Genomic DNA, 11986 nt, shown 5'->3' on the forward strand with positions numbered 1-11986 from the left:
GAGGGGGACCGCGCGCCGCGCGGTCCCCCTCCTGACATCCCCGGTCCGTCAGCGGAACAGGTCCGCCCGGACGCCCATGATGATCCGGTCACCGGGGCGCGCGGTGCGCATGTACCGGGCGACCTCGTGCTCGTGCAGGGCGATGCACCCCGCCGTGGGCTTCTTGTTCGCGTGCAGGAAGATCGCGAAGCCGTTGCCCTGGACGATGGACGAGTCGGGCGGGCGGTTGTAGTTGATCACCACGCCGAGCCGGTAGTCGCCGGACAGCGAGAAGTACCACATGTTCTCGTCCGGCCAGGTGTAGCCGGTGGACTCGAAGTACTTGTTGTAGAGCGTGCCCAGGCGGCCGCCCCACCGGGAGTTGGGGTTGAGCTGCCGGTAGGGCAGCGCGGTGCCCGGGTTGTAGACCCCGAAGGACTCCGTGACCGAGTACGAGCCCTGCGGCGAGAACAGGTACTGCGTGTGCCCCGAGGGCACCCCGGGCCGCTTGAACCCGCTGGCCCCCACGTAGGCGGACGTCCGCCACTCCTCGACGTAGCTTCCGCCGATCCGCACGCAGTTGACGAACGTGGCCTGCGAGCGCCCGTAGCCCTCGGCGATAGTCAGGGACACGCGCGCCGCGTTGCGGGTCGGCTGCACGGAGCGCCCCGTGTTGAGGTGGTGGCACTCGCCGCGGAACAGGTGCGTCCGGGCGCCGGTGGCGCGGCTCCAGGTGACGAGTCCCCGCTGGAACTTCTGGTGCACCGTGCCGGTTCCGACCTCGTCCGTGACGGGGTAGCCGAGCGATCCCCGCTCGCGCTCGGCCGCGGTCCAGGTCTTGCCGATCGCACCCCAGGTGTTCACCGTCCGCGCCCCCGTCGAGGAGGTCCAGTAGATCGTGCGGTGGCCCGAGAACGACTGCCGGCACCCACGACCGGCCAGCCCGCAGATCTCGTCCGTGGTCGGATAACCGTGGGCCCCGGACTCGCTCCCGCCGAGGGCCCACTTCTTGCCGATCGCACCCCAGGTGTTCACCGTCCGCGCCCCCGTCGAGGAGGTCCAGTAGATCGTGCGGTGGCCCGAGAACGACTGCCGGCACCCACGACCGGCCAGCCCGCAGATCTCGTCCGTGGTCGGATAACCGTGGGCCCCGGACTCGCTCCCGCCGAGGGCCCACTTCTTGCCGATCGCACCCCAGGTGTTCACCGTCCGCGCCCCCGTCGAGGAGGTCCAGTAGATCGTGCGGTGGCCCGAGAACGACTGCCGGCACCCACCACCCGTCAAGTGGCAGGACTCGTCGTCGACGGGCCAGCCCAGGGCCTCCACCCCGCCACCGAGGGTCCACTTGGTGCCGATCCCGCCCGACAGCTGCACGAAGTGCGCGCCGTGCGCCTCGGACCAGAGGACCACGCCCCTCTGGTGCGGCCACTCCCAGCCTCCCTTCCAGGGGCGCATCTCCCCGGTCGGCTCCCCGGTCCTGGCGGACGCCCGGGCCGCGGCGGCCTCCAGGGCCTGCCGGACCTCGGCGGGCACGTCCGCGTTCTCCGCGGCGGCCGCGGCGGCGGTCTCCTGCGACTCCGGCCGCGGTGCGGCCGGCCGCTCCTCGGCGGGCTCCGCGCCCGGGGAGGGCTCCGTCGTCGGCTCGGCGCCGTCCGTCGGCTCGGCCGGGACCGCCGGTTCCGTCGGCTCCCCCGAGGCGGTGGGCGCGGCGAAGGTCCCGGGGGCCTCCTGGTCCGGGGCGACCGTGAGCACGGCCCGGGCCGCCTCGCCCCCGGCGCCCAGCACGGCGTAGGCCACCTCCACCGAGGCGGCGTCGATGGGCCGGTCCGGAGCGGGCGTCAGGGCGAGGACCGGGTGGTCCGGGACCTCCCAGCCCTCGGGCAGGGCTTCGGGCTCCGTGTCCGGCGACACCACGCGCAGGGACCCGAGGTCCGTGCGCAGCTCGTCGACGAGCTCGTCCTCGGCCGCGCGGGTCGCGGGGTCCACGAGCAGGAGCCGCACCCTCGCGGGGTCCTCGAGGCCGTCGTTGGCGAGGACGTCGACGAGCGAGGTCTCCCGCTCGGGCACGGTGGACTCGTCGTCCACCGGCTCGAGCCGCACGGTCGCCGCGACGGCACCCGCCGTGGGTCCGGGGCTCGTCGTCGGACCGGCCGAGACACCGGGGGCGGGCGCGGACGGCGCCGCGGACGCCCCCGGGGCGCCGGCGAGGACGACCGCGAAGCAGGCCGCGACCGCGGCGGGGATGCGCAGAGCTGAGATCTTCATGGGGGGTCCCTTGCTGGGCTTCAGTCGGTGAACTCGACGTAGTGGTCGGGGGTGGTGTTGTCGAAGACGCGGACGGCCAGGTCGGCGTCGTGCTCCGCGGAGAAGGCGACCTCGAGGGAGGCGCTCCCGCCGGGGGCGATGGTCGGGAAGGTCTCCATCGGCACGCCCAGCGAGTCGTCGAAGACGGGGGGCGCCGGGTCCTCGCCGTCGACGGCGACCGGGAAGGACCAGGGCACGGCGTCGACCGGGGCGGCCCCGGTGTTGGTGAGGGTCAGCGTGAACACCTGCACCGGGGTGCCGGGGGCTGCCCGGACGGGGCGCTCGCCGGTGGTGCCGGGGCGGGGGCCCTCCACGACCGCCTCGAGGGAGTCGTCGAGCCGCTGGGCGGCGCCGAAGGATCCGGCGGCGTCCCGGGTGGCGGTGTCGTCGTAGGGGGCCACGTCGTTGCCCGGCGGGGCCGGGCTGTCGCGGGGCGTCTCCGGCGTCGCGCTTCCGTCCGCCCCCGACGCGGGCGCGGACCCGGCCGTGGCCGCCGGCGGGCTCGCGCTGGACGCCGCGGTGGTGCCGGTCCCCCGGTCCTCGGCGCAGCCCGCCAGCGCGACGACGAGCAGCGCCGCGCAGACGGGTCCGAGCCGGCGGCCGGGGGGCGGGGTGAGGGGAACTGCCATGGGGGGACTCCTCGACACGGTCCTGGGGGGACCGACCGGCGCCGCGCCGCCTCCGGATGAGCGGTGGCGCGGCGCCGGTCGTTGGGGGTCACGCTACACGTGCGGTTTGCTTTTGTGATTCGCATGACCCGGTGTGGCGCGCGGCGCCGGGGTGCTCAGGGGCAGGGGCGCTTGGCGAGCTCGGCGGCCAGGGCCTGGGCCGAGGCGGTGGAGGAGTTGATCCGCCAGTCCACCTCCTTGTCGAGGTGGAACCAGACGAGCCCCGTGACGTCGGGCTGCTGCGCGAGGTAGTACACCAGGTGCGCGTTCCACTCGGCCTTGGACCCGCCGGCCTCGGCGGTGGCGGTCTCGGCGACGACGATCTCCTTGCCCGGGGCCAGGCGCCGCATCTCGGACAGGCCGTAGGCGAACAGGTCCCACGGCTGCTGCCAGCTGGACCAGCTCTGGGAGGTGCCCCAGTTGTAGCCGTCCAGGGCCACGACGTCGACGTAGTCGGCGCCGGGGTAGAGCCCGTCCAGGGGCGTGGACCCGTAGTACGGCACGTTCGGGTTCCAGACCCACTGGACGTTGTCGGCCCCCGCGCGGGTGAAGATGTCGTGGACGTGGCGCCAGGCGGCGACGTAGTCCCCGGCGCCGTTGCCGTTGACCCCCTCGGCCCACGGGTACCAGTTCCCGTTCATCTCGTGGCCGAAGCGCAGCATCACCGGGGATCCCCAGTCGGCCAGGCGGGTGGCCCAGTCGGTGATGTGGGCGTCGTGGGCGCCGGAGGCGATCGCGTCCAGGGAGTGGGCCGGCTGGTCGATCCCGCCGCCCCAGACCCACGGCTCCCAGGTCAGCAGGGTGGTGGCCCCGGCCGCGCGGGTCTGTTCGAGCTCCCAGTAGGGAACGGGCTGGGCGAAGTCCTTGTAGGAGAGGACGATCGACGGCTTCTCACCGGTCAGGGACGCCACCTCGGCGAGCTCGGTGGAGGCGGCGGGACCACCGGCCGTGCCGACGCCGAAACGCAGGGGGCACGTGCGGACCTGGGGCTCGACCGGCACGACGGCGGTCGTCCGGACCGGTTTCTTGGCCGGGGCGAGCGCCGCCGGTCCGGCCGGGAGGTGGACCGAGGGCGCCGCGTGCGCCGCGGGCACGGCGACGAGCCCCAGGGCCACGGCGGCGGCCGCGGTGAGGGAGCACAGGACACGTGGGGGAACGAAAGCAGGCATGGGGGTTCTTCCGACGGGAGCGGGCTCCCCGCCGACGGCGAGCGCGCTGGGGGGTCTCGCACGGGGCCACGAGAATTAGCGAGCGCAAACTACCACCCGCGGGCGGCCGCTACCCCACCCGCCCGCCGGCCGCGTCATACGCGCTGACCGGACGGGGGGTCCCTCCGTCACGGAACGACGCGGGCCGGCAGTGGACCACGGCCCGGGCCGGGCCGAGGCCGCCCGCGGCATCTCACCGGGGGACGAGCCGGAAGAGGAACCGGGTCCGGACCATGCCCCACAGCAGACCGAGGACCACCACGTAGGCGGCGGTGTTGAGCCACACGTCCTCCTGCTGGAGAGCGGGCACGTTGGCCACGGCCAGGATCAGGAACACGTGCACGATGAACACGTAGAGGGTGGCCCGTCCCAGCGGAACGAGGAACCACCCGAGCGCGCGCTCGAGCGGCGTCCAGTAGGCACTGAGGACGGCGTAGCCGGCGATCACCACGAGGAGCACGTTCAGCAGCCGGCCGATCCCCAGGTAGGTCCGGCCGAAGTAGGCGTCGTAGACCGTGCGGAACGCCGGCTCCGGCAGCAGGGCCAGCCGGACGTCGTAGGCGCTGCTGGCGTAGGGACTCGACCAGGAGAACAGGGCGAGGGCGACGGCGAGCAGCAGGCAGGCGACGAGCAGCGGCCGGCGGCGCCGGTCGGCGAACCACGTGACGATCTGCCGCCGGTAGAACCCGGTGACCATGCCGAGCACGAAGAGCACCTGCCACACGAGCAGGGGGAACGAGTCCTCGAACTGGGAGGGCAGCAGGCGGATCCGGAAGACCGAGCCCGCGGCGTAGAGCCCGGCGCTGACCAGCAGGACCAGCCAGGCCCAGCCCCGGGCCAGGGCGGCGAGCACGAGGGGGCTCACCAGGAGGAGGATCACGTAGAGACCCATGATGTTGAACTGCCACGGGCCCACCTGCAGCAGCAGCACGGCGGGGATCAGCTGGGCCCGGACGGGGAACTCGAGGAGCCCGTCCATGCCCGCGTAGAGGTCGTACGTGGCGCCGGCGGCCCCTCTGCCGGCGGCGCCGGTGCCCTGGTCGGTGAACGTGGTGACGGCGCCCGCGTCCAGGAAGGGCAGCAGGCTGAGTCCGTAGACGAGCAGCACGACGACCAGCGCGGTGACGTAGAGCTTCCACGCCCGCGCGGCGGTGCGGTCGACGACGGTCCCCAGGTCGTTCTTCGTCCGGGGCCCGTAGACCATCCCCAGCACGGCCCCGGAGAGCAGGACGAACAGCTCGGCCCCCGAGACCACGCCCACGGTCTCCTGGGTCAGCAGCTGGAACAACGAGGTGAGGCCCACGTGGTTGACGACGACGAACACGATCGCGAGGCCCCGCAGCATGTCGATCCGGCTGTCGCGCGGGGCGGGCTCGGCGTACACCCAGGCCCGGGCCGGCGCCCGCCGCGCCAGGAGCCAGAGGAGCGCGCCCGCGGCGAGCACGGCCGCCGCCGCGCCCCAGGCGGCCGGCCCCTCGAGGACGGCCCCCGCCGCCGCCGGACCGGCGCCCGGGAGCGGCGCCGCCGCCGTGACCGGCCCGCTGACCAGGGCGGAGTCCCGGAGCCGCTCGCCGACGGCCGCGGCCAGCCCGGGATCGGCCGTGACGCGCCAGTCGACGGTCACCGCGCCGTCGTCGCGCTGCTCGACCGTCTCGTTCCACACGATCGCGCGGATGCGGTCGTGGTCGCCGGCGGCGACCGTCGCGAGCACCTGGTCCCACCAGGCCTCCTTGATGTCGCGCTCGGACGGGCCGTCCGTCCCCGGATCGTAGAAGGCGCCGGTCTCCACCATGAGCGGCTTCTCGCGGCCGACGGCGTACGCGGCGTAGAAGTCGTCCTGCCCCGCGGATCCGGCCGGCTCCCCGGAGCCCAGCATGGCGCAGAACGAGCCGGCCTCCGGCAGGACGTTGCGGGCCGGACCCGTGCCGGTCTCGTCGAGATAGGCCACCAGTCCCACCCAGTCGACCACGTCGTCGCCCGGGTAGTAGGGACCGTAGGGGTCGTCCTCCCGGTCCCAGACGCCGTCGCCGTTCGTGTCCGGGGCGGCCGGTCCACCGTCCTGCGCCGGGACGCTGGACGGGTCCCGGAAGGGGTAGTCCGTGCCGACCGTGGGCGACCAGACCATGACCGGGTCCGGGAGCTCGGCGTCGAGCGCGCTCGCCACCGTGCGGAACGCCTCCGTGTACGCCTCGGGCTGCTGCCCCCACGGCACCCAGGTGGTGTTCATCTGCGGGGCGAAGCGGACGAAGACCGTGCCGGGGAACCCCTCCGCGGCGTCCGCGAGCTGTCCTGCCAGGACCGCGGCCTGCGCCTGGTCCACCCGGTCCAGCGCGATCTCGGGGCGGACGGTGAGCAGGGCGTGGGCGCCCTGCGCGGAGACCTGGGAGAGGTAGTCCCGCAGGTGGCCCTGCTCCTGCTCGTCCATCGGCAGCGGGACGGGCCTGCCGTAGACGGCCGCCGGCGCGCCGAGACGCTCGGCGTGGCCGGCCGCCGTGTCCGTGCCCCAGTCCAGCAGGGCCCCCAGGTACGGGCCTTCGGGGCCCTCGTCCTCCGCGGCCCGGGCGGCCCCGGACGGCACGAGGAGGAGCGCGAGCAGGAGCAGGATCAGCGCCGCGGCGGCCGGGGGGCGCACGCGTCCTCGGACGGTGGATACCAGGGTGCCCTCCAGGGTCGGTCCGCGTGCGGCGTCGTCCGCTCGCAGGGGGGGACCGTCGCCCGGGGGTGCCGAGGCGGCCGGGGGGCTGCGGCGGACGACGGACGTCACGCGGGAGGATTCTCCCCGCGTGCGTCCACCGATATCATCACGGTGCGGCACCGGATGCGCGGAGGCTCGGGCCGTGTCCCCGGAGGCTCCCCAGCGGCTTCCCCCGGCTCCGTGCGGGGCGCGCCGGAGGGTTCGGCCGGCGGGATCCGTCGGTGCCGGACCGCTCAGTGCTCGCCGTCGTCATCGCCCTTCTGGTGCGAGTGCTCGCCCTCGTCCTTCATGTCGTCGTGGTGCTTCCTGCTCCTCCAGTCGTCGTCGTCGTAGAAGTGCCACTTCTCGTGCTCTTCGCAGTACCACCAGTGGTCCTGGTGATCGTCGTCGTCGCGGTCGTACTCGCCGTCCTTGTCGCCCCGGTCGTACTTGCCGTCGTGGTCGTCCTCGTCGTCCCGGTCGTACTTGCCGTCCTTGTCGTACTCGCCGTCCTTGTCGTCCTTGTCGTACTTGCCGTCGTGGTCGTCCCGGTCGTACTTGCCGCCCCGGTGCTCCCTGCGGTCCTCGCGATCCCGGCGGTCCCGGTCGTCCCGGTCGCGCTCGTGCTCCCCGTCGCGACCCCGGTCGTCGTCGCCGTTGCCGCCGCGATGGTATGCGTACTTCCGCTCCTCGTCGTCACCGCGGTCCCTGCGATCCTCGCGATCGCCGCGGTCGCCGCGGTCGTGACGACTTTCATGCGATTCACTGTGGTCTCCACGGCTCTTGCCGTTATCCTGATCTGACCCCGCGACCGCCGGGGTGGCAACCGTTCCTCCCACGAGGGCGGCGGCCATGGCCGCGCCGACGAGGGTCTTCCGCAGACTGCTCATTGCTGCTCCTGTGGAAAGGGCATGACATGGGGATCGTCATGCGATCGAGATGTTCCGAGACCTGGGCAAGAGGTCTCACCTATGACATAGGTAGGAACACCGTAGGAGTGAGCTGAGTCACGGTTCAAGACTCCGGCCGGGGCGATCACGATCACGGTTCCGTCTCGTCGCATCCCCGGAGCGGCATGTCCTGTCCGGACCCTCGCCGGTGCGGTCCCGGCGCGGTCGGGCCGCCGGCAACCCCGGAAGCCGGACCGGCAGAATCCCCGTGACGGCGCGGATCTCCGGCTCACCCCTTGCCACCGCACATCTTCCGAGGGGGTCAGGAGCGAGTTCGCCGCAGCCCGGCCGGGGCACGGACATCAGCATGCGCACACCCGCACCGAGACCGCGGCGCAACATGTGACGTCATGAGCGGTCGCGAGTGCAACGTCGCGGACTGGTGGAGCCCCCTACCGGATTCGAACCGGTGACCCCCTGTTTACAAGACAGGTGCTCTGGCCAGCTGAGCTAAGGAGGCGGATCGGCCCTCGGGCCTCCGCACGGGTGCGGCCCGGGCAACCGGTTCCTCAGGATATCGGACGCGTCGCAGGACCCCGAAATCCGCGGGCGCCCGGACGGTCCGCACAGCGCGACGGCACCGTGCCCCGCGCGGGGACACGGCGCCGTCGCGCTGCTCCGGCGGAGCGGGACCCTACTCCTTGGCCTCCAGGGCCGCGTCGAGGGCCTCCTGGAACGCCTCGTTGCCCAGCCGCTCTCCGTCGATGAAGACGGTCGGGGTGCCGGACACGCCGTTGGCGAGGGACTCCTGCGAGACGACGTTGACCATCGGCCGCCACGTGTCCTCCTCGAGCGCGGCCGCGATGTCGGCGCCGTGCGCGGAGGCGATCTCCACGAGCTGCTCGTCGTCCAGCCCACCGGTGCCCTGGTGGCTGAACACCTCCTCGACGAAGGCCAGGTACTGCTCGGCCGAGGCCTGGTTGCCCACCTCGTAGGCGGCGGCCGCGGCCCGCGAGGAGTACTGCGTCGGCGTCGAGCGGTCGAGGAAGTTGAGGTTGCGGTACTCGAGGACGATGTCGCCGGAGGTCACGGCCTCCTCGAGCGCATCGGCGTTCTCGGCCTCGAAGTCGGCGCAGTGCACGCACTCGAAGTCCTGGAAGATCACGACCTGCACGGGCTCGCCGTCGCCCGAGGCCTCGACGCCCGGCGGGACGGCGGAGTCGTCCGGGGTCTCCGGGGCCTCGGGCACCTCGGCGAGGTCTCGCTCCTGGACCTCGGACTCGCCCGTGCGGATCCCGTCGGCCGTCAGCACCGTGCCGCCCCACTGGTTGGCGCTGGCGGGGACGGGACCGGCCTCGGGGATCTGCTGGGCCCGGTTCTGCGCCACGACGACGCCGATCACCGCGACGATCACGAGCACCAGGGCGAGGATGCCCAGCTGCAGAATCCGGCGGGAGCGCTTGTCCTGCCGTGCGTGCTGGTCCGCGACCTGCCGAGCCCGCTCCCGGGCGGCGTCGCGGTTCCGGGGATCGGGGGTGGTGCTGCTGCTGGCTGCCATGGGTCCTCTTCGAAAGATCCTGGGGGGGTGGACGGGGAGGTGTCGTCGCCCAGATTATCGGACCCCCTCCCGGGCCGCCGACTCAGGAGATCCCCAGGCAGAACCGTGAGCACCCTGATGAATAGACTGGGACCAGGACGACGACGACCTACCGGAAGGACATCCCGTGAGTGCAGAGCATCCCCCCACCGCCTCCTCGGCCGACCTGGAGGAGGTGCCGGAACCCCGGACGGACGTGCCGCAGGAGGCCGGCTACGACTTCGTCGTGGTCTCCAACCGGCTGCCGGTGGAGCGCGTCGTCGAGCACGGGCAGTCCTCCTGGCGCCGCTCCCCCGGCGGGCTCGTGGCCGCCCTGTCCCCCGTCATGGCCCGCAACGCCGGCGCCTGGGTGGGCTGGCACGGGGCCCCTGACGAGACGCTCGAGCGCTTCGATCACGACGTCTTCCACCTCGCTCCGGTGCCGCTGTCCGCCGAGGAGGTGCAGGCCTACTACGAGGGCTTCTCCAACGCGACCCTCTGGCCGCTCTACCACGACGTCATCGCGCCGCCGGAGTTCCACCGCACGTGGTGGAACAGCTACCGCCAGGTCAATCGCCGCTTCGCGGAGCGGACCGCCGAGATCGCCGCCGAGAACGCCACGGTGTGGGTGCAGGACTACCAGCTGCAGCTGGTCCCCAAGATGCTGCGGGAGCTGCGGCCGGACCTCACGATCGGGTTCTTCAACCACATCCCGTTCCCGCCCCTGGAGATCTTCGCGCAGCTGCCCTGGCGGCGGGCCGTCCTCGACGGGCTCTCGGGCGCGGACCTCATCGGCTTCCAGCGCCCGGGTGACGCCCAGAACTTCCAGCGGTGCGTGCGGCGGTTCCTGGACGTGCCGTTCAAGAACGGAGCGGCCCGGTTCGGCACGGACGACGCCGCGTGGACCGTGCGCGCGGCGTCCTACCCCATCTCCATCGACGCGCAGTCGATCCAGGAGCTGGCCTCCCGGCCGGAGGTGAAGGAGCGGGCACGGGAGATCCGGCACGAGCTCGGCGACCCGGAGACCGTGTTCCTGGGCGTCGACCGCCTGGACTACACCAAGGGCATCCTGCACCGCATCAAGGCCTACGGCGAGCTGCTCGAGGACGGCAGGCTGACGGTGGGGCCCTCGGTGCTGGTCCAGGTGGCCAACCCCTCCCGGGAGCGCGTGGAGTCCTACGTCCAGCTGCGGGAGGACGTGGAGGGCCTCGTGGGCCACCTCAACGGCCAGCACGACACCATCTCGCACACCGCGATCCGCTACCTGCACCACGGATATCCGTTCGAGGAGATGGTGGCGCTGTACCTGGCGACCGACGTCATGCTCGTGACCTCCCTCCGGGACGGCATGAACCTGGTGGCGAAGGAGTACGTGGCGGCCAAGACGGACGGGTCCGGGACCCTGGTCCTCTCGGAGTTCACCGGCGCCGCCGAGCAGCTCAAGCAGGCGCTGCTGGTCAACCCCCACGACATCGACGGGCTCAAGGACGCGATGCTGCGGGCCAAGGACATGCCCGCGCCCGAGGCGAAGAAGCGGATGCGCTCGATGCGCCGGCAGGTCCTGGGCAACGACGTCAACGACTGGTCCGAGGCGTTCCTGCGGGACCTCGCCCGCACCCGCCCCGGGACGACCGAGGAGGAGGAGCAGTGATGGCCCCGCACGACGACACCCGCCCGGCGCTCGAGGACGCCCTCGCCCGCGCGGCGGAGGCCGGGACCCTGCTGGTCGCCCTCGACTTCGACGGCACCCTGGCGCCCTTCACGGACGACCCGGACGACAGCCGCGCGCTGCCGGAGGCCCGGTCCGCGCTGGAGGAGCTCCTGACGCTGGACCGCACGTACGTGGCCGTCATCTCCGGCCGGCCGATGCAGTTCCTCCGCTCCGTGGTGGACCCGGACGGCCGGATGCTCCTCTCCGGCTCGCACGGGGCGGAGCTGCTCCTCGACGCCCTGGGGGACGCCGCCGCCGACACCGCCCTGCAGCTCTCCCCCGCCCAGCTGGAGCTGCTGGCACAGGCCACCGCGCTCGTGGAGGCACAGGTGGCCCGGTATCCCGGGTCCAGGCTGGAGCTCAAACCGACGGGGGCCGCCTTCCACACCCGCACGATGGCGGACCAGAGCCTGTGCGCCCGCGCGGAGCAGGAGATGGTCGAGCAGTTCGAGCAGCTCGAGGGGCTGAAGATCACCCCGGGCCAGCACGTGGTCGAGTCCTCCGTGCACTCCGCGACCAAGGGTGAGGGCATCACGGCGTTCATGCAGGCCACCGGCGCCGACGTCACCCTGTTCGCCGGCGACGACGTGACGGACGAGAACGCGATGCGCGAGCTCGGCCCCGCCGATCTCGGCATCAAGGTGGGCACGGGGCAGAGCGTGGCCGCGCACCGGGTCGCGTCCCCGGAGGACCTGGCCGCGGCCCTGATCCGGCTGTCCGAACTGCGCCGGGGCGCGCTGCCGTGACCTCGGATGACGGCGCGCCGATGGCGGAGACGCCCCGAAGGTGATTAGGATCACTGTGGCCCCCATCACGTGAGGGGGTAGCTCTTCTCCTTCGGATCGTCCGGCACGTGCCTGCCGGGAAAGAGGCCTTGAACCATGTCTTCTGTGCGCTACGCCAATGTGACCTGCCAGTACCCCGGGGCCGAGCGGCCCTCGGTCACCGACCTGAACCTGGACATCGCCGACGGGGA

8 protein-coding genes and 1 tRNA gene are annotated in these 11986 nt (G+C 72.8%); 2 read left to right on the top strand and 7 right to left on the bottom strand.

Annotated elements, in window-relative coordinates:
• Window positions 1–48: 48 nt before the first annotated feature.
• The 7 genes from RF644_RS11295 to RF644_RS11325 form a co-directional block, all read right to left on the bottom strand.
• On the bottom strand, window positions 49–2244 hold the full coding sequence (locus tag RF644_RS11295) for a L,D-transpeptidase family protein (protein ID WP_368796600.1): 2196 nt from the start codon (window positions 2242–2244) through the stop codon (window positions 49–51).
• A gap of 20 nt (window positions 2245–2264) precedes the next feature.
• The gene (locus tag RF644_RS11300) at window positions 2265–2912 is read right to left on the bottom strand and encodes a hypothetical protein (protein ID WP_368796601.1); all 648 of its coding nucleotides are present in this window, start codon (window positions 2910–2912) and stop codon (window positions 2265–2267) included.
• Between the two features lie 155 nt (window positions 2913–3067).
• The gene (locus RF644_RS11305; protein WP_368796602.1) at window positions 3068–4120 is read right to left on the bottom strand and encodes a glycoside hydrolase family 26 protein; all 1053 of its coding nucleotides are present in this window, start codon (window positions 4118–4120) and stop codon (window positions 3068–3070) included.
• 232 nt (window positions 4121–4352) lie between these two features.
• A complete protein-coding gene (gene opgC, locus RF644_RS11310; RefSeq protein ID WP_368796603.1) occupies window positions 4353–6791 on the bottom strand; it encodes an OpgC domain-containing protein in 2439 nt (812 codons plus the stop codon).
• Window positions 6792–7087: 296 nt separating this feature from the next.
• Window positions 7088–7723 carry a hypothetical protein gene (locus RF644_RS11315; protein WP_368796604.1) on the bottom strand — a complete coding sequence of 212 codons (636 nt, stop codon included), beginning with the start codon at window positions 7721–7723 and terminating at the stop codon, window positions 7088–7090.
• Window positions 7724–8166: 443 nt separating this feature from the next.
• A tRNA-Thr gene (locus tag RF644_RS11320) sits at window positions 8167–8243 on the bottom strand.
• A 174-nt stretch (window positions 8244–8417) separates the two neighbouring features.
• Window positions 8418–9281: a DsbA family protein gene (locus RF644_RS11325; RefSeq protein ID WP_368796605.1), complete on the bottom strand. Its 864-nt coding sequence runs from the start codon at window positions 9279–9281 to the stop codon at window positions 8418–8420.
• Between the two features lie 214 nt (window positions 9282–9495).
• Between RF644_RS11325 and RF644_RS11330 the strand changes: the two genes are divergently transcribed.
• Complete coding sequence (locus RF644_RS11330) at window positions 9496–10950, top strand: trehalose-6-phosphate synthase (protein WP_368796609.1); 1455 nt, start codon at window positions 9496–9498, stop codon at window positions 10948–10950.
• Window positions 10950–11756 carry a trehalose-phosphatase gene (otsB, locus tag RF644_RS11335; RefSeq protein ID WP_368796606.1) on the top strand — a complete coding sequence of 269 codons (807 nt, stop codon included), beginning with the start codon at window positions 10950–10952 and terminating at the stop codon, window positions 11754–11756. The genes RF644_RS11330 and otsB overlap by 1 nt, the downstream gene beginning before the upstream one ends.
• Window positions 11757–11986 lie beyond the last annotated feature (230 nt).

It is taken from the genome of Kocuria sp. CPCC 205258, from assembly GCF_040981005.1.
GTDB classification, from domain to species: domain Bacteria; phylum Actinomycetota; class Actinomycetes; order Actinomycetales; family Micrococcaceae; genus Kocuria; species Kocuria rosea.

Coding starts and splice junctions, on each gene's coding strand:
- RF644_RS11305 (WP_368796602.1), bottom strand. CDS start 4,120: ATGCCTGCTTTCGTTCCCCCACGTGTCCTGTGCTCCCTCACCGCGGCC.
- RF644_RS11295 (WP_368796600.1), bottom strand. CDS start 2,244: ATGAAGATCTCAGCTCTGCGCATCCCCGCCGCGGTCGCGGCCTGCTTC.
- RF644_RS11300 (WP_368796601.1), bottom strand. CDS start 2,912: ATGGCAGTTCCCCTCACCCCGCCCCCCGGCCGCCGGCTCGGACCCGTC.
- RF644_RS11325 (WP_368796605.1), bottom strand. CDS start 9,281: ATGGCAGCCAGCAGCAGCACCACCCCCGATCCCCGGAACCGCGACGCC.
- otsB (WP_368796606.1), top strand. CDS start 10,950: ATGGCCCCGCACGACGACACCCGCCCGGCGCTCGAGGACGCCCTCGCC.
- RF644_RS11315 (WP_368796604.1), bottom strand. CDS start 7,723: ATGAGCAGTCTGCGGAAGACCCTCGTCGGCGCGGCCATGGCCGCCGCC.